The sequence below is a fragment of the Roseovarius halotolerans genome, from assembly GCF_900172255.1.
Lineage (GTDB): Bacteria > Pseudomonadota > Alphaproteobacteria > Rhodobacterales > Rhodobacteraceae > Roseovarius > Roseovarius halotolerans.
On record NZ_FWFU01000001.1, the window covers coordinates 507,436 to 526,850 of the forward strand.

The 19,415-nt window shown below is 64.0% G+C and carries 22 protein-coding genes and 1 other RNA gene; 15 read left to right on the forward strand and 8 right to left on the reverse strand.

From position 1 onward, the window contains the following. Window positions 1–45: 45 nt before the first annotated feature. The gene (locus tag ROH8110_RS02430; protein WP_085816183.1) at window positions 46–501 is read left to right on the forward strand and encodes a nucleoside deaminase; all 456 of its coding nucleotides are present in this window, start codon (window positions 46–48) and stop codon (window positions 499–501) included. Here the strand turns inward: ROH8110_RS02430 and ROH8110_RS02435 are convergent. Next, window positions 498–1,190 (reverse strand): metal-dependent hydrolase, encoded by a 693-nt coding sequence (locus tag ROH8110_RS02435; RefSeq protein WP_085816184.1) that lies wholly within the window; start codon window positions 1,188–1,190, stop codon window positions 498–500. The two genes, ROH8110_RS02430 and ROH8110_RS02435, sit on opposite strands and share 4 nt — an antisense overlap. Window positions 1,191–1,248: 58 nt before the next feature. On the opposite strand from ROH8110_RS02435, the gene ROH8110_RS02440 reads away from it, so the two are divergent. The 7 genes from ROH8110_RS02440 (at window position 1,249) to ROH8110_RS02470 (ending at window position 6,164) form a co-directional block, all read left to right on the forward strand. Then, window positions 1,249–1,911: a ceramidase domain-containing protein gene (locus ROH8110_RS02440; RefSeq protein ID WP_085816185.1), complete on the forward strand. Its 663-nt coding sequence runs from the start codon at window positions 1,249–1,251 to the stop codon at window positions 1,909–1,911. A gap of 33 nt (window positions 1,912–1,944) precedes the next feature. After that, complete coding sequence (gene gatC, locus ROH8110_RS02445) at window positions 1,945–2,232, forward strand: Asp-tRNA(Asn)/Glu-tRNA(Gln) amidotransferase subunit GatC (RefSeq protein WP_085816186.1); 288 nt, start codon at window positions 1,945–1,947, stop codon at window positions 2,230–2,232. After that, window positions 2,232–3,713, forward strand: coding sequence for an Asp-tRNA(Asn)/Glu-tRNA(Gln) amidotransferase subunit GatA (gene gatA, locus ROH8110_RS02450; protein WP_085816187.1), 1,482 nt, complete (start codon window positions 2,232–2,234; stop codon window positions 3,711–3,713). Before gatC ends, gatA begins: the two co-directional genes overlap by 1 nt. Window positions 3,714–3,750: 37 nt before the next feature. Next, entirely contained in the window at window positions 3,751–4,476 is a 726-nt protein-coding gene (locus ROH8110_RS02455) for a hypothetical protein (RefSeq protein WP_085816951.1), read from the forward strand. Continuing rightward, window positions 4,469–5,170: an N-acetylmuramoyl-L-alanine amidase gene (locus tag ROH8110_RS02460; protein ID WP_245962765.1), complete on the forward strand. Its 702-nt coding sequence runs from the start codon at window positions 4,469–4,471 to the stop codon at window positions 5,168–5,170. The genes ROH8110_RS02455 and ROH8110_RS02460 overlap by 8 nt, the downstream gene beginning before the upstream one ends. An 11-nt stretch (window positions 5,171–5,181) precedes the next feature. After that, an RNA gene (gene rnpB / locus ROH8110_RS02465) (RNase P RNA component class A) lies at window positions 5,182–5,575 on the forward strand. A 76-nt stretch (window positions 5,576–5,651) separates the two neighbouring features. Further along, window positions 5,652–6,164: a DUF2244 domain-containing protein gene (locus tag ROH8110_RS02470; RefSeq protein WP_085816189.1), complete on the forward strand. Its 513-nt coding sequence runs from the start codon at window positions 5,652–5,654 to the stop codon at window positions 6,162–6,164. A 10-nt stretch (window positions 6,165–6,174) separates the two neighbouring features. Here the strand turns inward: ROH8110_RS02470 and ROH8110_RS02475 are convergent, their stop codons facing one another. Then, the gene (locus ROH8110_RS02475; RefSeq protein WP_085816190.1) at window positions 6,175–6,633 is read right to left on the reverse strand and encodes a GatB/YqeY domain-containing protein; all 459 of its coding nucleotides are present in this window, start codon (window positions 6,631–6,633) and stop codon (window positions 6,175–6,177) included. A gap of 187 nt (window positions 6,634–6,820) precedes the next feature. Here ROH8110_RS02475 and carA point away from each other — a divergent pair, with 187 nt between their 5' ends. Together carA and ROH8110_RS02485 are read left to right on the forward strand one after the other, a co-directional pair. Next, window positions 6,821–7,969 (forward strand): glutamine-hydrolyzing carbamoyl-phosphate synthase small subunit, encoded by a 1,149-nt coding sequence (carA, locus tag ROH8110_RS02480; RefSeq protein ID WP_085816191.1) that lies wholly within the window; start codon window positions 6,821–6,823, stop codon window positions 7,967–7,969. 95 nt (window positions 7,970–8,064) lie between these two features. Beyond that, the gene (locus ROH8110_RS02485; protein WP_085816192.1) at window positions 8,065–9,945 is read left to right on the forward strand and encodes a glycosyltransferase; all 1,881 of its coding nucleotides are present in this window, start codon (window positions 8,065–8,067) and stop codon (window positions 9,943–9,945) included. On the opposite strand, the gene ROH8110_RS02490 is transcribed toward ROH8110_RS02485, so the two are convergent. After that, window positions 9,919–10,563: a GntR family transcriptional regulator gene (locus ROH8110_RS02490; protein WP_085816193.1), complete on the reverse strand. Its 645-nt coding sequence runs from the start codon at window positions 10,561–10,563 to the stop codon at window positions 9,919–9,921. The two genes, ROH8110_RS02485 and ROH8110_RS02490, sit on opposite strands and share 27 nt — an antisense overlap. 113 nt (window positions 10,564–10,676) lie before the next feature. Here ROH8110_RS02490 and ROH8110_RS02495 point away from each other — a divergent pair, with 113 nt between their 5' ends. From ROH8110_RS02495 to ROH8110_RS02505, 3 genes are all read left to right on the forward strand, one after another. Next, window positions 10,677–11,321: a pyrimidine 5'-nucleotidase gene (locus ROH8110_RS02495; protein WP_085816194.1), complete on the forward strand. Its 645-nt coding sequence runs from the start codon at window positions 10,677–10,679 to the stop codon at window positions 11,319–11,321. 68 nt (window positions 11,322–11,389) lie between these two features. After that, window positions 11,390–11,665 (forward strand): hypothetical protein, encoded by a 276-nt coding sequence (locus tag ROH8110_RS02500; protein WP_121143633.1) that lies wholly within the window; start codon window positions 11,390–11,392, stop codon window positions 11,663–11,665. A 49-nt stretch (window positions 11,666–11,714) separates the two neighbouring features. Then, the gene (locus ROH8110_RS02505) at window positions 11,715–12,917 is read left to right on the forward strand and encodes a UbiH/UbiF family hydroxylase (protein ID WP_085816195.1); all 1,203 of its coding nucleotides are present in this window, start codon (window positions 11,715–11,717) and stop codon (window positions 12,915–12,917) included. 6 nt (window positions 12,918–12,923) lie between these two features. Here the strand turns inward: ROH8110_RS02505 and ROH8110_RS02510 are convergent, their stop codons facing one another. The 3 genes from ROH8110_RS02510 to ROH8110_RS02520 form a co-directional block, all read right to left on the reverse strand. After that, window positions 12,924–14,051 (reverse strand): aminotransferase class V-fold PLP-dependent enzyme, encoded by a 1,128-nt coding sequence (locus ROH8110_RS02510; protein WP_085816196.1) that lies wholly within the window; start codon window positions 14,049–14,051, stop codon window positions 12,924–12,926. A gap of 89 nt (window positions 14,052–14,140) precedes the next feature. After that, window positions 14,141–14,599: an Lrp/AsnC family transcriptional regulator gene (locus ROH8110_RS02515; RefSeq protein ID WP_085816197.1), complete on the reverse strand. Its 459-nt coding sequence runs from the start codon at window positions 14,597–14,599 to the stop codon at window positions 14,141–14,143. Further along, window positions 14,596–15,051 (reverse strand): Lrp/AsnC family transcriptional regulator, encoded by a 456-nt coding sequence (locus tag ROH8110_RS02520; protein WP_085816198.1) that lies wholly within the window; start codon window positions 15,049–15,051, stop codon window positions 14,596–14,598. Before ROH8110_RS02520 ends, ROH8110_RS02515 begins: the two co-directional genes overlap by 4 nt. A gap of 134 nt (window positions 15,052–15,185) precedes the next feature. Between ROH8110_RS02520 and ilvC the strand changes: the two genes are divergently transcribed. Together ilvC and ROH8110_RS02530 are read left to right on the forward strand one after the other, a co-directional pair. Continuing rightward, window positions 15,186–16,208, forward strand: a complete 1,023-nt coding sequence (gene ilvC, locus ROH8110_RS02525) for a ketol-acid reductoisomerase (protein ID WP_085816199.1) — start codon at window positions 15,186–15,188, stop codon at window positions 16,206–16,208. Between the two features lie 82 nt (window positions 16,209–16,290). Then, window positions 16,291–17,202 carry a DMT family transporter gene (locus ROH8110_RS02530; protein ID WP_245962764.1) on the forward strand — a complete coding sequence of 304 codons (912 nt, stop codon included), beginning with the start codon at window positions 16,291–16,293 and terminating at the stop codon, window positions 17,200–17,202. A gap of 115 nt (window positions 17,203–17,317) precedes the next feature. Here ROH8110_RS02530 and folP read toward each other — a convergent pair whose 3' ends face one another. Beyond that, window positions 17,318–18,334 (reverse strand): dihydropteroate synthase, encoded by a 1,017-nt coding sequence (gene folP / locus ROH8110_RS02535; protein WP_085816200.1) that lies wholly within the window; start codon window positions 18,332–18,334, stop codon window positions 17,318–17,320. Between the two features lie 58 nt (window positions 18,335–18,392). Beyond that, window positions 18,393–19,322, reverse strand: coding sequence for a dihydroneopterin aldolase (locus tag ROH8110_RS02540; protein WP_085816201.1), 930 nt, complete (start codon window positions 19,320–19,322; stop codon window positions 18,393–18,395). Between the last annotated feature and the right edge of the window lie 93 nt (window positions 19,323–19,415).

A 19,415-nucleotide genomic window follows, 5' to 3' on the forward strand; every position in this document is an offset into this window, starting at 1 on the left:
GCGGGGGCTTGCGAAAGCGCAGAGTGCGGGGCAAGAGGGGACGTCATGACATTCAAAAGCCATATGGACGCGGCGCTTGACGAGGCGCGACAGGCGGCAGCGCGGGGCGAGGTGCCGGTCGGCGCCGTGCTGGTCGACCCCACCGGGCGTATCGTGGCGCGAGCGGGCAACCGCACCCGCGAGCTGAGCGATCCGACCGCCCATGCCGAGATCCTGGCGATCCGCGCCGCCTGCGCGGCCGCCAAGAGCGAGCGACTGCCGGGTCATGCGCTTTACGTCACGCTCGAACCCTGCGCGATGTGCGCCACAGCCATCGCCGCCGCGCGCATCGCTCGGCTCTACTTCGGCGCGTCCGATCCCAAGTCCGGCGGCGTGGCGCATGGTGCGCGCGTCTTCACGCACCCGCAATGCCACCATGTTCCCGAGATCTATGACGGCATTGCCGCCGCCGAATCCGAGGCCCTCCTGAAGCGGTTCTTCCAGGAGCGCCGCGCGCCCTAGATCTCGATCGCGGTCATGACCTCGGGTTCGATCACATCGACGCCGGGCAGGGCCTCGACCAGCGCCTCGGCGGATTGCTCGAGGATCGGGAAGGTCTTGTAATGGCAGGGAATAACCGTCTTGAAGTCAAAGAAATTACTGGCCGCGTAGGCCGCGCGCTTCATGTCCATCGTGAAATGGCCGCCCGCACACAGGATGCCGATATCGGGGGCGTGCAGGTCATTGAAGATCTTCATGTCGGCCATGACGTCGGTATCGCCCGAGACATAGATCGTGTGGCCCTCGCCCGCGATCATGTAGCCGCATTCGGTGCCGGTCACATGCGGCCCGCTATCGGTTCCGATCGAGGTGGAATGCACCGCATGCACCATCGTCACCATGGCGCCATCGAGATCCACCGTGCCGCCCTTGTTGAAGCCGACGGTCTCGATGCCCTCATGTTCCTCCCAGTATGACATCAGGTCGAACTGCCCGACCACCGGCACGCCGAGATCCTTTGCCAGGCGCGGCAGGTCGCCCGCGTGATCGAAATGGGCATGGGTCAGAAGGATATGCGTCGCGCCCTGCGTGGCGGGCTTGTGCTGATCGGGCTCCAGCATGGGGTTGCCGGTCAGCCAGGGATCGATCAGCAGGACCAGTCCGCCAATCTCGATCCGGAAGGATGAATGTCCAAGCCAGGTGATTTTCATTGTCGTCTCCCTATGTTTCCCCTGCACAGTATCAACCCGATAGCAGGAGAAAAGCCCCGTGGACTGGACGCGCCCGATAAACGCCTATTGCGAGCGTCTCGATGCCGCGTATTGGGCCGAGCCGGTGAATGCCGTCACCAATGCGGCTTTCATCGTGGCGGCTTTTGTCATGTGGCGCCGCTTGGGGGATGCGCCGTTGCCGCTGGCGCGCCTGCTGGTGATTGTGCTGGGGCTGATCGGGGTGGGGTCGTTCCTGTTTCACACCCATGCACAGGCCTGGGCGGCGCTGGCGGATGTGGTGCCGATCCTCTGCTTCGTGCTGATCTATATCTATGCGGCCAATCGCGGATTCTGGCGGATGGGGCGGTTGGCTGCGCTGTTCGGCACCGGGGTTGCGGTGGCGCTGTCCGTGGCGCTGGTGCCGCTGCTGGCGCTCATCCCGTTGGCCGGTGGCTCGGCGGCGTATCTGCCTTTGCCGCTGCTGATCGCGGGCTACGGGCTGGCGCTCCGTGTGCGCGCGCCACGGACAGCGCGTGATCTTCTGCTGGGAGCCGGGCTGTTGGTGGCGTCGCTGACCATGCGCAGCATTGACGGCCTCTCCTGCGCGCTGATCCCGATAGGAACACATTTCGGCTGGCATTTGCTCAATGCGCTGATGCTGGGCTGGATGATCGAGCTTTACCGCCGCCATATGCTTGCACCGCCCGTGCCCCGGCGCTAAACGCGGTAGCGACTGGAACACGGAGATTGATGCATGTCGATCGACAAGGACACCGCCGCCAAGGTAGCCAAGCTGGCCCGCATTCGCATCGAGGATGATGCCCTGCCGGGGCTGGCGCAGGAATTCAACGATATTCTCGGCTTTATCGAGCAGCTCAACGAGGTCGATGTCGAAGGCATCGAACCGATGACAAGCGTCACGCCGATGCGCCTCAAGCGGCGAGAGGACGTCGTGACCGAAGGCGGCATGACCGACCGGGTCCTGTCGAACGCGCCCGATGCGCGCGAGGGGTTCTTTGCCGTGCCGAAGGTGGTGGAATAATGGCCGATCTCAACAAACTGACCATTGCCGAGGCCCGCAACGCCCTGCGCAAAGGCGACGTGACCAGCATTGAGCTGACCGAGGCCTGCCTGACGCAGATCGAAGGCGCCGGAGCGCTCAATGCCTTTGTGCACGATACCTCGGATCTGGCGCGCGAACAGGCCGCCGCCGCCGATGCGCGGGTCAAGGCGGGCGATGCGCCGGACCTTTGCGGCATTCCGCTTGGCATCAAGGACCTGTTCTGCACCAAAGGCGTGCCCAGCCAGGCGGCCAGCGGCATTCTCGAAGGGTTCCGCCCGGAATATGAATCCACCGTCACGCAGAACCTGTTCGATGCGGGCGCGGTCATGCTGGGCAAGCTCAACATGGACGAATTCGCGATGGGGTCCAGCAACGAGACCTCGGTCTATGGCAATGTCGTGAACCCCTGGAAGGTGGACGCGCGCGAGCTGACGCCGGGCGGGTCTTCGGGTGGTTCGGCGGCTGCCGTTGCGGCCGATCTCTGCCTTGGGGCGACCGGCACCGATACCGGCGGCTCGATCCGCCAGCCTGCGGCCTTCACAGGGATCACCGGGATCAAGCCCACCTACGGGCGTTGTTCGCGCTGGGGGATTGTTGCCTTTGCCAGCTCGCTCGATCAGGCGGGGCCGATGGCCCGTACGGTTCGCGACTGCGCGATCATGCTCGAAGCCATGTGCGGCCATGACCCTAAGGATTCCACCAGCGCCGACCTTCCCGTGCCGGATTTCGAGGCAATGCTGAGCGGCGACATCAAGGGCAAGGTGATCGGGATTCCGCGCGAATACCGCATGGATGGCATGCCGCAGGAAATCGAGACTCTCTGGGCCGACGGCACCGCGATGCTCAAGGATGCAGGCGCCGAGATCCGCGACATTTCGCTGCCTCATACCAAATACGCGTTGCCCGCCTATTACGTCATTGCGCCTGCCGAGGCCTCTTCGAACCTGGCGCGCTACGACGGGGTGCGCTATGGGCACCGCTCGCATCTGGAACAGGGCGACGGTATCACCGAGATGTATGAGAAGACCCGCGCCGAAGGCTTCGGTGACGAGGTGAAGCGCCGCGTGATGGTTGGCACCTACGTGTTGTCGGCGGGCTTTTATGATGCCTATTACAACCGCGCCCGCAAGGTCCGCACCCTCATCAAACGCGACTTCGAGCAGGTTTTCGACGCCGGTGTCGATGCAATCCTGACACCTGCCACGCCCTCATCCGCATTCGGTCTCGGAGAGATGGCGAATGCCGACCCCGTGCAGATGTATCTAAACGACGTGTTCACGGTCACTGTGAACCTTGCCGGGCTGCCAAGTATCTCGGTTCCCGCCGGGCTCGACAAGCAGGGGCTGCCGCTTGGGCTGCAACTGATCGGCCGTCCCTGGGAAGAGGGTGATCTGCTGAATACAGCCTATGCGCTGGAGCAGGCCGCGGGCTTTGTGGCGAAGCCCGAAAAATGGTGGTAGAACTTCGTCAAAACCTCTGATGGCAGGACATGAACAGATGCGTTTCCTTATTTGTGCAGCAGGCCTTGCGGCCCTGACCGCATGTGCGCCCGCGGTTCCCGACAGCGGCGCAGGCGTGGGCTTTGGCGACTACAATGAATACGAAGCACAGCGCCAGGCGCGTGATGCCCAACTGGCGGGCAATGCCTTGCCGGCGCCCGATTCCGTCTCGACCGAGACCCTTGGCCCCAATGGAACAACCCAGCAGGGTGACGCCGCAGAAATCGCCGCCGAGACACAGGCCGCCCTGCGCGAGCGGGCCGCCAATTCGGGCGAGCCGGTGGTCCATGCCGACCCCTCCAATCCACAGCCGCAGACCGTGACCACCGCAGGCGGCATTTCGGGCGAGACCAATTTCGACGCGGTCAGCGCCGAACGCTCGATCGAATCCGATGCCGCGCTGATCGCTCAAAACCGCGCGCAGTATCAGGTGATCGCACCCGAGGCCCTGCCGTCGCGCAATGGCGATGCTGGCCCCAACGTGGTGCAATATGCCCTCAGCACATCGCATCCCGTCGGGACACGCATTTACAAGCGTGGCGGCATCAACCAGGAGGCCAAGTTCCGCCGCAACTGCGCGGCCTACGCCTCGCCCGATCAGGCGCAGATCGACTTCCTCTCAAAGGGCGGTCCCGAGCGTGACCGTCTGAGCCTCGATCCCGATGGCGATGGCTATGCCTGTGGCTGGGATCCGCGCCCGTTCCGCAAGGCTGTCGGTGGCTGATCCGGAGAAGCCCGTCTGGCACCCTTCGCCCAATTTCGGGCCGCGCCGCGATGGCGCAGAGCCTGACCTCATAGTGCTGCATTATACCGGCATGGATTGCGCTCTGTCCGCGTTGGACCGGCTCTGCGACCCCGAGGCCGAGGTGTCTGCGCATTACCTGATCTGCGAAGACGGCCGCGTCTTGCAGATGGTCGCCGAGGACATGCGCGCCTGGCATGCCGGGGCAGGGCAATGGGGCGATGTCACCGATGTGAATTCCCGCTCGATCGGGATCGAACTGGTCAATACCGGCACACAGCCGTTTGCCGAGCCCCAGGTGGGCGCGCTTGAGACGCTGATGCGCGGACTCATGGCGCGCCTTGGGATCCCGCCCGAACGGGTGATCGCCCATTCCGACATGGCTCCGATCCGCAAGTCCGATCCGGGGCCGCGCTTCGACTGGCGGCGGCTGGCCCTCCAGGGGCTCAGCATATGGCCCCGCCCCGTCGCGCCCGCCGAGGATTTTCTCGATGCGGCGCGCCGCTTTGGCTACGCCGTGGCAGAGAGCAACACGGATGCCGTGGCCGCGATCCTGCCTGCGTTTCGCCTGCGGTTCCGCCCCTGGGCCTCGGGCGCGCTTGACGACACCGACCGCGCCCTGATGGCCGACCTCGCCGCACGCTTCCCCGTTGACCGCGCCCCCCGCGACGCCTAGATGACACATGCGCGGAAGGCCGGATGGCCGCGGGGGGTCTTGCCCCTCGAGGAAAGTCCGGACTCCACAAGGCAACGGTGCCGGGTAACGCCCGGCCGGGGCAACCCGAGGGAAAGCGCCACAGAGAACAGACCGCCGCGCTCGTCGCGGTAAGGGTGAAACGGTGGAGTAAGAGCCCACCGCGGGGCTGGCAACAGCCCCGGCATGGCAAGCCCCACCGGGAGCAATGCCGAATAGGGATCGCATGCGGGGTCAGGTCGGGCAACCGATACCGCCCGCAGGGACGCCTTGCCCCGGCGATCCGGGTTGGCAGCTTGAGGTGCCGTGGTGACATGGCACCCAGAGGAATGGTCATCCAAGGGGGAAACCCCTGGACAGAATCCGGCTTACAGGCTTTCCGCGCCTGAGATTTCCGCCGCCGTCCGCATGATCGCGGGCGGCGGCGTCTTTTCAACCTCGATCAGGGCGCTAGAATACCGCCATGCCATACGCGTGGACCCATGACTCCGGCGCGGCGCCCGCTGCGCATCTTCGGCTCTGGCCGCATCGCTCCTTGCCGCGCAAGGGGTTCGCGGCGTTCATCCTGGCGACATTCGCCATGATCACCATCCCGCTCTATCCGCTTCTGGGGACGGTCGTCCTCTGGGGGCTGCTGCCGTTCCTGCTGCTGGCGGTGGCGGGTCTCTGGTGGGGGCTCGAGCGGTCTTACCGCGATGCGAGGATGAGCGAGGAACTGCACATCGATTCAGCGAATGTTCACCTGCTGCGCACCAATCCCGGCGGCGCGCGACAGGAATGGGAATGCCCGAGCTACTGGGTTCAGCCGCAGATTCATGTAAGCGGCGGGCCGGTCGCGCATTACATCACCCTGCGCGGCAAGGGCCGCGAGGTCGAGCTTGGCGCGTTCCTGTCGGAAGATGAGCGCAAACTGCTGTATGGTGAGGTTGTGGAGGCACTGCGCCGGGCCAACATGCCCGATCCCGGCCCGGCGTGACACGGGCGGCTCAGCCCAGCCGTGCCTTTACCTTCGGGCCGACCGCGCCGAAATCCATCTGCCCGGCATATTGGTCCTTGAGATGACCCATGATCTTGCCCATGTCGCGGATCGAACTGGCGCCGACCTCGGTGATGGCTGAATCCACGGCCGCCTCGACCTCCTTCTCGCTCAGCTGACGGGGCAGGAACTCCTCGATCACGGCGATCTCCTGAGCCTCACGCTCGGCCAGGTCCAGCCGCCCGCCTTCCTCGTAGGCGCGCACGCTTTCCTGACGCTGCTTGGTCATCTTGGCCAGGATCGCGAGGATGTCGGCATCGGTGACACCGGCCTCTCCATCCGCGCCGCGCCGCGCGATGTCCAGATCCTTGATCGCGGCATTGATCAGTCGCAGCGTGGCAAGCCGCGCCTTGTCCTTGTCCTTCATCGCTTCTTTGAGGGCAGTCGTGATCCGGTCTCGCAAGTCCATGCCGGTCCATCCCGTGCTATGTCAGAAGTTTGTGACAATACAGAACTCCACAACCATAGACAAGCGCAGGTGACGCCACGATAGCCCCTTGTTTTTCTGGCGTCGCAACCCGCCATCTTGTCCCTTGACCCTCGCAGGGCAGACCCATAGATATACGCCAATTTGCCCACATCCGGAGACTCACGTCATGGCCCAAGCGACCCCAGACCGCCCGACAGCCTGCCTAGCCCTCGCCGATGGGACACTGTTCTTCGGGCGTGGCTTTGGCGCAGTCGGCGAGACCACCGCAGAGCTGTGTTTCAACACGTCGATGACCGGCTATCAGGAAATCATGACCGACCCATCCTATGCGGGACAGGTGGTGACCTTCACCTTTCCCCATATCGGCAATGTCGGCGTCAATCCCGAGGATGACGAAACCGCCGATCCCGTGGCCGAAGGCATGGTGGTCAAATGGGACCCGACCACGCCAAGCAACTGGCGCGCCACCGAAACGCTGGCAGAATGGCTGGCCAAGCGGGGCCGTATCGCCATCGGCGGCGTTGATACCCGCCGCCTGACCCGTGCGATCCGCCAGCAGGGCGCGCCGCATGTGGCGCTTGCACATGACCCCGAAGGGAATTTCGACGCCAACGCGCTGGTCGCCAAGGCGCGCGGCTTTGCCGGTCTCGAAGGCGCTGACCTGGCGCGCCGGGTGACATGTGCGCAGTCCTATCGCTGGGATGAAATGCGTTGGGCCTGGCCGGAGGGCTATACCCGCCAGACGAATGCCCGCCACAAAGTGGTGGCGATCGACTATGGTGCCAAGCGCAACATCCTGCGCTGCCTTGCCAGCGCCGGTTGCGAGGTCACGGTCCTGCCCGCCACCGCGACCGCCCAAGACGTGCTGGCCCATGAGCCCGATGGCGTGTTCCTCTCGAACGGCCCCGGCGATCCGGCGGCCACCGGGGAGTATGCCGTGCCGATGATCAAGGGCGTTCTGGAAAAGGGCCTGCCGATCTTCGGGATCTGTCTTGGGCACCAGATGCTGGCGCTCGCACTTGGCGCCCGGACCATCAAGATGAATCACGGTCATCACGGTGCGAACCACCCTGTTAAGGATATGGAAACCGGCAAGGTCGAGATTACCTCGATGAACCACGGATTCGCGGTGGACAGCCAGACGCTTCCCGACGGGGTGAAGGAAACGCATGTGTCGCTGTTCGATGGATCGAATTGCGGATTGCGCATGACCGACCGGCCGGTGTTTTCTGTACAACATCATCCCGAGGCCAGTCCGGGACCGCAGGACAGCTTCTACCTGTTTGAGCGTTTCGCGGCCTCGATGGCAGGCTGATCAGCCGCGTTAATCCTTCGTTAAGGTCTTGTGAACGAAGTCTTAACCTTCCTTGCCCATTCTCCAAGCCGGGGGCGACCGGTTAGGAGGAACCATTGGGCATCTCGGAACTTCGTCAGGTCGGCGCGCCGCTGGCGACACCCGGCGCGTCCGAAAGCTACGCCGCGCAGCTGGTGCGCAGCGGGGCGATCTCGGCCTCGGACATGGCTCTGGTGCAGCTTGTCCAAAAGCACTGCGACGCACCACTCGAACGCATCCTGCTATCCGAAGGCCTGACCGACGAGGACACGCTGCTCAAAGCGCACGCCGCGCGGCTTACCACCCGCTGCGTTTCGCGCTCCGACATGGCCGGACTGCCGACACGGGATTCGGGCGTCTCCGCGGGCGAGATGTTGCGCGCGGGCGTCCTGCCGGTCACCGATCGCGACGGGACACCCGCAATCGTAACGCACACGCCCCCGGTCACCACGGGCGATCCAGACGCGCGGATGCTGATGGCGCCGCGCAAGGACATCCAGGCCGAGATCTCACAGCGCCTGCACGAGACCCTGACAGAGGCCGCACAAGCCCGCGTGCCCGACGTCGAAAGCTGTCGCAGCTGGGGCAATCATTTCTGGTTGCGATTGGGGCTCACGCTTGGTTTCCTGAGCCTCGTCTGCGCCCTCACCATCGCCTTCCCGCTTGCGGTTTTTGGTCTCCTGGCCTTTTGGGCGGCGCTGACTCTGGTGGTTTCGTTCTGCCTCAAACTGGCGGCTTTCATCGCGCGCCTCAGCCGGGGTGGCAAGACGCCGCCATTGCGCCTCGGCCCGGTTCCCGGCGCGCCGCTGCCACGGGTCTCGATCATGGTGCCTCTCTTTCGCGAGACCGAGATCGCCCACGCCCTGATCGCGCGGTTACAGCGGCTGACCTATCCCAAATGCCTTCTGGATGTGATTCTTGTGCTCGAGGAAGAAGACGACCTCACCCGTCAGACACTCGCGCAGATCGACCTGCCGCCCTGGATGCGGGCGGTCGTTGTGCCCGACGGGCAGCCGCGCACCAAGCCACGGGCGATGAACTACGCGCTCGACTTCTGCGAAGGCGACATCATCGGCATTTTCGACGCCGAGGATGCGCCGACGCCCGACCAGATCACTGCGGTCGCGCGCCGTTTTCAACAGGCGCCGCCGGATGTGGTTTGCCTGCAGGGAATCCTTGATTACTACAACCCGCGCCAGAACTGGCTAGCGCGATGTTTCACCATCGAATACGCGACATGGTTCCGCATGATCATGCCGGGCATGGCCCTGTTGGGCCTTGCGATTCCGCTCGGCGGCACGACGCTCTATTTCCGCCGTGATGCCCTGGAAAAGCTGGGTGGTTGGGATGCGCATAACGTGACCGAAGATGCCGATCTCGGGTTCCGCCTGGCGCGCCACGGCTACCGCACCGAAATGATCGCGACCGTCACCGGTGAAGAGGCCAATTGCCACATCTGGCCCTGGATCAGGCAGCGTTCACGCTGGCTCAAGGGGTACATGACCACCTATCTCGTGCACATGCGCGATCCGCGCCTGCTGTACCGGCAATTGGGGGCGTGGAAATTCTGGGGCTTTCAGGCGCATTTCGTCACGGCGCTTTCGCAATTCGTGCTGGCCCCGGTGCTCTGGTCGTTCTGGCTGGTGCTTCTCGGGCTGCCGCACCCCTTGGATCCGGTGCTCGGACGGGACATGCTGGTGACGCTATGCAGCCTGTTCCTGACGGTCGAGATCCTCGGCATGGTGATAAATGCCGCCGCCGTCACGGGGCCCGACCACCGGCACCTTCTGCCTTGGGTTCCGACCATGCATTTCTATGCGCCGCTCGGTGCCATCGCGGCCTACAAGGCGCTTTACGAACTGGTTCTGAAGCCGTTCTTCTGGGACAAGACCGCACATGGATTGTCGCTGCGCTCCGGCCCCGCCCGCCGCTCAGACAATGCTGTCGACTTCTCCTGAGTCGAGCTTCAGGCGGGTCACGAATGCCTTGGAAATATGCTGTTTCAACGCGTCGCCTGCGGCATTGAAATCGCGGGCTTCGATCGCCTTCACAATGGCATCATGCTCCTTGAGCGCATCCTCGGGGCGCCCCATTGCCGCCAGCGAGGTAGTGGCCATCAACGCCATCGAGCGATGCACAAGATCAAGCTGCTGCACCAGGAACCGGTTGTGTGAGGCCAGGTGAATCTGCTTGTGAAACCGTCGGTTGGCGCGCGCCATCGCCTGGGGATCATTCAGCAATCTGCGGTCATCTTCGACCATGTCGCGCAGCACGCGCACTTCTTCATCGGTCGCATGGCGCGCCGCCAGTCCCGCCGCCAGCCCCTCCAGCTCAGCCCGCACCACATACAACTCGGCGAGCTGGTTGTGATCGAGCGACGCCACAATCAGGCTGCGCCCGTCCCGCGTCAGAAGAGACTGCGTCTCAAGCCGTTGGAGGGCTTCGCGGATCGGGGTGCGCGACACGCCGAACCGTTCGGCCAGGTCGCTCTCGACCAGTCGGTCGCCCGGCTTGTACAGCCCCATGTCGATTGCTTCCAGGATCAGCGTATAGGCATCTTTCTGGGGGGCTTTCATCTGCGGTCCTGTCCCTGTCGGTTTTATCATTGCGGGACAGTAAGCGCCCCGGAGGCAATCAATCAAGCCGCGTGCGATTGCGCCCATTGTCACAGCATCCTAGATTGCATCTCATGCCTAAGTCCAGTTTCACCCATGTCGAGAGTTGGGTCTTCGATCTCGACAACACGCTTTATCCGCCCCATGTGCCGCTGTTCGACCAGATCAGGCAGCGCATGACGGACTTTGTCATGACGGCGCTCGGGTTGGACCGGGCCGCGGCCGACCGCCTGCGCGCCCGCTACTGGCGCGAGCACGGAACCACCCTTGCTGGGCTCATGCGCGAGCATGACATCGACCCCGATGCGTATCTGGTCGAGGTGCACGACATTTCGTTCGATGACCTGACGCCCGACCCCGAGCTGCGCAGCCGTATTGCCGCACTGCCGGGGCGGCGCGTCGTCTATACCAATGGCAGTGCACCCTATGCCGAACAGGTCGTTGCGCGGCGCGGTTTGTCGGGCGTGTTCGATGCGGTCTACGGCGTCGAACATGCCGCCTATCATCCCAAGCCCGACCGTCGCGCCTTCGAAGCGATCTTCGCGCGCGATGGTATCTCGCCGTCACGCGCCGCGATGTTCGAGGACGACCCGCGCAACCTGGTGGCGCCGCATGAAATGGGCATGCGCACCGTCCATGTCGCGCCCGAACCGCTCGAGGTTGCACATATCCAGCATCATACCGACGATCTGAGCCGTTTCCTGTCGCGGCTCATCTGAGCGAAAACAGCCCGACTGCGGCGAAATGTTCCTTTGGCGCGAGGCCCGGCGCACCTATGTAGACGCACATGAACAAAACGCGCGAAAAGGACTTCAGCCACATGACACTGACCGATACGACCGACACCGCGACGACCGATTATGACGCATCGCATTCCACCAGCACCCATGATGAACGCGACCCGGATGACGCCCTGTTCGGCCCGATCCTGCTGAGCGTGCTTGTCGTGCTGGCGGCCTGGGGCGCCAGTATTGTACTCTGGGGTATTCCGGGGCTTTATATCCCCGCAGTCGCGGCCGTACCGGTGATCTGGGTGGCTATTCTGATGGTCGCGCGACCCTGAACGCGGCCGCGCGGAAGCGCCACACAGGCGCTTCCAAGGAGGCGGTTCGATGAGCAAAACGGATTACGACATTGTTGTTTCGGGCGGAGGCGTGGCCGGGCTAACGGCGGCGGCCCTGTTCGGCAATGCAGGGTTTTCAGTGCTTTGCGTCGACCCCGCACCACCCGTGACGGCGCGTGATGCCGAAGGCTCGGACCTGCGCACAACCGCCTTCCTGCAACCAGCGCAGGCTTTGCTTGACCGTGCCGGTCTCTGGGCGCGGTTTGCCCCATACGCCGCTGCTCTGCAGATCATGCGGATCGTCGACGCGGGCGGGGCCACCGCCGCGCCGCGCATCACCAAGGAATTCGACGCCGCCGACATTTCGACCGGGCCCTTCGGGTGGAACCTGCCCAACTGGCTTCTTCGCCGCGAACTGGTGGCGCATCTGCAAGAGATGGCCAATGTCACCTTTCTTCCCGGTACAGGATTTGTCTCGCTCTTCACGCGCGAGGCCGAGGCCCGCGTCGGGCTGAGCGACGGCACCCGCGTTCGCTGCCGGCTGGTGATCGCCGCCGACGGGCGCAATTCACCGGTTCGCGCGGCCACGGGCGTCGAGGTCAAGACCACGCGCTATGGGCAAAAGGCATTGGCCTTCGCTGTGACCCATCCGATCCCGCACGAAAATGTCTCGACCGAGATCCACCGTTCGGGCGGCCCCTTCACCCTTGTGCCGCTGCCAGACTACGATGGCCGCCCATCTTCGGCGATCGTCTGGATGGAGGAAGGCCCCGAGGTCAAGCGGCTCCAGGCGCTCCCCGTCGCCGAGTTCGAGGCGGCGATGAATGAACGCTCCTGCATGCTGTTCGGTCCGCTGACGCTTGCCTCGCGCCGCACGGTCTGGCCGATTATCAGCCAGCTGGCCGAACGCATGAATTCCGAGCGCGTCGCGCTGGTCGCGGAGGCCGCGCACGTGGTGCCACCGATCGGTGCGCAAGGGCTCAACATGAGCCTTGGCGACATGCGCGTGCTGCTCGAACTGGCCGAGGCCGCCCCCGAAAGGCTGGGCGATGCGCAAATGCTTGCCAGCTATCACCGCCGCCGCCACTTCGAGGTGGTCGCAAGGGTCAAGGGGATCGATATGCTCAACCGGGCATCGATGATGCATGCGCAGCCGCTAAGGGATGCGCGCGCGATGACGCTGGATGCGATCTATTCGCTGGCCCCCGTGCGCAAGACGCTGATGCAACTAGGCCTTGGCGCGCGCGGCTGAACCCGCTTACAACACCTTGTCCAGAACAGCCTTCAGACGCGCCAGCGCGCCGGGCACATCATAGAGCTTGTCGAGCCCGAACAGCCCCAGCCGGAACGTGCGAAAGCCCTCGGGTTCGTCGCAGGCCAGCGGCACACCGGCGGCAATCTGCATGCCTTCGGCCGCGAACCTGCTGCCGTTCTGGATGTCGGGATCGTCGGTATAGCTGACCACCACGCCGGGCGCACCGAAGCCTTCGGCGGCGACCGAAACCGCACCCTTCTTTGCCAGCATCGAACGCACCCCGTCGCCAAGCGCCCATTGCGCCTCGCGCAGGCGTTCAAAGCCGTAATCGCGCGTCTCGATCATCGTATCGCGAAAGGCGCGCAGCGCATCGGTGGGCAAGGTGGCGTGATAGGCATGCCCGCCATTCTCATAGGCCTGCATGATGTCGCGCCACTTCTTCAGATCCAGCGCAAAGCTGTTGGAGCTGGTGTTGGCGAGCCGCGAAATGGCCCGCTCGGACAGCATCACGAGACCGGCGGAGGGCGAGGCGGACCAGCCTTTTTGCGGCGCCGAGATCAGCACGTCCACGCCGGTGGCCTTCATATCGACCCAGGCACAGCCCGAGGCGATGCAATCCAGCACCATCAGCGCCCCTACATCATGCGCGGCATCTGCCAGTGCGGTGATATAGTCATCCGGCAAGATCATCCCTGCCGAGGTCTCGACATGCGGAGCTAAGACCACGTCGGGCTTGGCATCGCGGATACTGGCCGTGACCTCGTCGATTGGCGCCGGAGCAAACGGGGCCTGCGCGCCGTTGCCCGTCTGGCGGGCCATGCAGACAGTGGTTTCGGAGGTGAATGCACCCGCGTCGAAAATCTGGCTCCAACGATAGGAGAACCAGCCGTTGCGAACGATCAGCGCATGCGCATCCGTCCCGAACTGCCGCGCGACGGCCTCCATCGCGCAGGTTCCGCCACCGGGTACCAGCGCCACCGCATCGGCCTTGTAAACATCCTTCAGCATCTCGGAAATGTCGCGCATCACCTGCTGAAATTCCCGGCTCATGTGATTGAGGGAACGGTCGGTGAACACGACCGAGTATTCCAGAAGGCCGTCGGGATCCACGGTGTCGAGCAGGGCGGTCATGGCGATATCTCCTTGTTGGCGTTGGCCAATTGCTAGCGCGCCGCGGCGTCAAAGGCAAAGTCTAGATACCGTTCTCGTCATGGGCGAGCCTAGCCGATGGGGCCGGTGCGCCGCTCCTCGCTCAGGATGACATTGGCCTCCACATCGCCGACGCCGGGTAAGGTCATGAGGCGGCGGCGCAGGACGCGTTCGAAATCGGCGATGTCGCGGGCCACGACGCGCAGGCGGTAGTCGTAAAGGCCGAGGATATGCTCGACCGTCTGCACCTCGGGGATGGCAGAGACGGCGCGCTCGAAATCCTCGAGGCTGACGCGCCCCTTGGTGACCAGCTTGATCCCCAGAAACACCGTCACGCCGAACCCGAGCTTCTCTCGGTCGAGATCCAGGCGTTGCCCCTTGATGACACCGCTTTCGCGCAGGCGCTTGATGCGCCGCCAGGTTGCGGGCTGAGAGAGGTCCAGCTTGCGGCCAAGGGCGCTGGCGCTTTGGGTGGCGTCGCGGCAAAGTTCGCGCAGCAGGCTGCGGTCGATCGTGTCGAGGTCGATCATAGCGGCAGCACCTCGTCGGACTTGATCCGCGCGACATGCATCAACGCTTCGATATCGGCGATATGGGGCAGGGTCAGGATATCGGCGCGATAGATCTGCTGATAATGCGCCATGTCCCGCGCGATCACCGACAGGCGCACGTCGACGCGGCCAAGAAATGTCTGAATTTCAACTACATGGCTGACATCGCGCGCGGCGTCCATGAACTCGTCGAATGCGCGCGCTTGTGTCTTGTCGAGCGTGATGCGCAAGGAAACCTCGACCTCGTAGCCAAGCGCGCGCCAGTCGATCACCGCATGGTTGCCCCGGATGATCCCTGTTGCCATCAGCCGCTCCAGCCGCCGGGCGCAGGTCGCGGGTGTCACGCCCGCAAGATCGGCAAGATCCGCAGGGCTGAGGCCGGGGTCGTGCTGGTAATGGCGCAGTATGCGCCGGTCTGTGTCGTCGAGCATGAAATTATCGCAAATCTGGATTTTTGAGAATTGATATCGCACATAACGAAGGAATGAAACGGCTTTTGCGCGCTATTTTCCTGCGGGGCGCGTAATCTCTGGACCAAAGACACCGCATCAAAAAGGAGATCATCATGCGCGTCTATTATGATCGCGATTGCGACATTAACCTGATCAAGGACAAAAAGGTCGCCATCCTGGGCTATGGCAGCCAGGGCCACGCTCATGCACTGAACCTGCGGGACTCGGGCGCCAAGAACCTGTGCGTGGCGCTGCGCGAGGGCTCGAAGAGCGCCCGCAAGGCCGAGGCCGAGGGGCTGGAGGTGAAAGGCATCGCCGAGGCCGCCGCATGGTGTGACCTGATGATGTTCACCATGCCCGATGAATTGCAGGCCGAAACCTACAAGAAATACGTCCACGACAACATCAAGCCCGGCGCGGCGATCGCCTTTGCCCACGGGTTGAACGTGCATTTTGGTCTGATCGAGCCGAAAGAAGGTATCGACGTCATCATGATGGCGCCCAAGGGGCCGGGCCACACGGTGCGCGGTGAATACGTCAAGGGCGGCGGCGTGCCTTGCCTTGTGGCGGTCGATACGGATGCGTCGGGCAAGGCGCTGGAACTGGGACTCAGCTATTGCTCGGCCATCGGTGGCGGTCGTTCGGGTGTCATCGAGACGAGCTTCCGCGAGGAATGCGAAACCGACCTGTTCGGTGAGCAGGCGGTGCTGTGCGGCGGTCTGGTCGAACTGATCCGGATGGGCTTTGAAACGCTGGTCGAAGCGGGCTATGCCCCTGAAATGGCTTACTTTGAGTGTCTTCACGAGGTGAAGCTGATTGTCGACCTGATCTATGAGGGCGGCATTGCCAACATGAACTACTCGATCTCGAACACGGCCGAGTATGGCGAGTATGTCAGCGGGCCGCGGGTGCTGCCTTATGAGCGCACCAAGAAAGAGATGAAAGCGATCCTGCACGACATTCAGTCTGGCGCGTTTGTTCGTGATTTCATGCAAGAAAATGCCGTGGGGCAGCCGTTCTTCAAGGGGACGCGGCGGATGAATGACGCGCATCAGATCGAAGAGGTCGGTAAGAAACTGCGCGGGATGATGCCGTGGATCAGCGCCGGCAAGCTGGTGGATCAGGACAAGAACTGATCCGGGCCGTGGCCTGAGCGACAGCGGATCGACCCCGGCCCTTGGGCCGGGGTCTTTCATTTCTCGGCGGTGAGGAACGCAAATGCCTGAAATAACGGGAAAAAGCTGGCTGATGGTGGCGACGCTGGGGCTGGTCTGGGGCGCCACCTTCATGGTGATGGAGATCGCGCTGGAAGGCATCACGCCGTTCTGGCTGGCCTCGGCGCGGATCGGGTTCGCGACGCTGCTGATGATGGCATTCTGGGGTTTCAGGGGCTTCAAGTTATTTGCGCAACCTATTGAAAAGAAGGATGTAACGCGTCTGATCGCCATTGGTGCGCTATCATCCGCAGTACCGTTCATGTTGCTGAGCTGGGGGCAGCAATATGTGACGTCGGGCTTTGCCGGGGTGTCGATGGCGGCGGTGGCGTTGGGTGTGCTGCCGCTGGCGCATTTCATGGTGCCGGGCGAGCGGCTTTCGCCGCGAAAGGTGGCGGGATTCGTTATCGGGTTTGTCGGGGTGGTCGTGTTGATCGGTGGGCAAGCCTTTGAATCAACGGGTGAATCCCTTGAATTCTACGGGCGGGCAGCATGTCTGGGCGCGGCGAGTTGTTACGCGCTGAGCTCGGTTCAAATGCGTCTTTTGCCGACGGTCGATTCAATCGGGCTGAACGCGGTGACACTGATGATCGGCGCGGTGATCGTCATTTCGGCGGCCTGGGCAGTCGAGGGGGCGCCGCCAGAAACAGATCGTAACACATTGTATGTATTGCTTTTTCTTGGCCTCGTTCCGACTGCCGGAGCGTCCTTGTTGAGGGTGTTGGTGATACGGTCGGCGGGGCCTGTGTTCATGAGTCTGGTGAATTACCAGGTGCCGGTCTGGTCGGTGCTGCTGGGGGCGCTGATCCTGTCGGAGCCCTTGCCACCAAGCCTTTTGACCGCCTTGTCACTGATCCTGTGCGGTGTCGGATTGAGCCAATACGGGGCCTTGAAGCGCCTGTTCGGGCGCGGCTGAGACCGTACAAAATGTCCGTTTTGTACGCTGCTTTTGTACGGAATTCACCGGGTCGCCCGGATATTTTGTACAAAACCGATTTTCAGGCATTTTATCCACAGGTGGCGCCGGAAAATCAGCCCGCGTCCTGACCGAGGGTGGCGGCCTGCCAGAGGCGCAGCGCCTCGGCGGTTTCACGCACGTCATGGACGCGCAGGAGCTGCATTCCCTGTGCCACCCCGGCGAGGGCCACGGCGATCGAGCCGGGAGCGCGGTGGCGGGCATCCTCGGTGCCGCCGATGGTGCCGATGAATCGCTTGCGCGATACGCCGAGCAACACCGGACATCCCAGCCCGTGAAACAGCGAGAGATTTTGCAGGAGCGACAGGTTGTGTTCCAGCGTCTTGCCAAAGCCGATGCCGGGATCGACCACGATCCGGTCGGCGGGAATGCCGAGTGCGGTGAGCGTGTCGACGCGTTCCTGGAGGTAGTCGTAAATGTCGAGCGCGACATTGTCGTATTGCGGATCGGCCTGCATGAGGTCGGGCGTGCCCTGCGCATGCATCACGCAGACCGGCAGACCGGCGGCGGCGGCGAAAGGCGCCAGATCCGGGTCGAAGGTGAAACCGGCCACATCATTGATGAGGTTCGCCCCGGCCGCCTGGGCGGCGCGCGCGACGGGGGCCTTGCGGGTGTCGATGGAGATCGGGATGCCGGCCTCGCCCCGGATCGCGGAGATGACCGGCGCGGTGCGACGGATTTCCTCGTCTATCGGGATTTCGCGCGCGCCGGGGCGGGTCGATTCGCCGCCCACGTCGATCAGGGCCGCGCCCGCGCCGATCATGTCGCGGGTATGGGTGAGCGCGGCGGAGGCTTCAAAATGCTCGCCCCCGTCCGAAAAGCTGTCGGGCGTCACGTTGAGGATGCCCATGAGCTGCGGGCGCGAGAGATCGATCCCGGCGATGGGCGCGCGCGGCGCGGTCAGGCGGTCAAGCGCCTCGGGCGGCACCTGCGCGGCGGGCAGGAGGCGCGAGGGGGCGTCGCGGCGGATTTCCTCGACCGTGTCGAACCAGAGCCAGCCACCGGCCAGCGGCAGAGCCGTATCGGGGCGGCAATGGTCATAGCGGGGAACGGGGCGGTAATAGCTGGTCATGATCTGTTGTCCTGCTGGGGCGCGCACGCAAAGGCGGATACACCGGCATGATGCAGAGTCAAAGCCCCGATTGCGCGATGTCCTGCGCCAGAACCGGCACCGGCGCGCCGCGCGGGGGCGTTTCACCGATCAGGAGCAGGTCGGAGCCTTCCATGTGACCGGCGAACCATGCGGCCAGAGCGACGGGATCGTCGGGGCCGGTGGAGGGGCCGTCAACCGCATCGAGCACGATCTTGGAGGGCGCCCAGACGCTGATCTGGCCGTTCTTCATCGCCCAGTCCAGTTCGGTGCGGGTATTGACGACGACGCAGCGGTCGTCGCGCCCCGCAAGAACCCAGGCGTTCTGTTCGATTGACAGCAGGTCGACGCGCCGCTGGGTCATCTTGTGGCCGGTGCGCGGGCCTTCTGCCTCGGGGTGGCCGACGCAGAGGATCACCGGCTCGGCGCGGGCTTCGAGCTGATCGAGCCAGCGGGCGAGGTTCGGCGAGCGGATTGCGGCATTGGTCAGGAACACCACATGCGGGTGGGGCGTGGTGTCGGCGTGCTGGCCGATGGGTTTGGTCGCAAGGTCATCGACCGAGCGGACGATTTCGACGCCAAGCGCGCCGGGGCCGCGATCGAGTTTCTCGATGCGCACGAAGCTGCGAACGGCGCGGGGTTCGCGCAGGATGCGTTCGGCGATGCGTTCGGCGAGGGTTTCCAGAAGGTTGAGCCGTTCCGCGGCCAGTTCGGCGGCGATGGCTTCGGTCACGCGGTCATAGCTGAGGATGCGGTCGACGTCGTCGTCGAGCGGGTCCGAGACCGGGCGGACCTCGACCACGACATTGAAGCAGACCCGCTGTGTCACGCCGCGTTCTGCCTGGAAAGCGCCGATCTCGACCTCGACGATATGGTCGCGCAGCGAGATGCGGTCCAGCGGCCCGTCGGGTTCGGTGGCGTTGGCCCGCGCGGCGGGATGTTCAAAGGCGAGGCGGATCTCGTTGCTCATGGCGAGGGCTTAGCATGGAGCGCGGCGCGGGGGAATGCGCGAAAACGACAGCGCCGGGCGCGCGGGCGGCAGGGCAGGGAAGGCGCAGGGGGA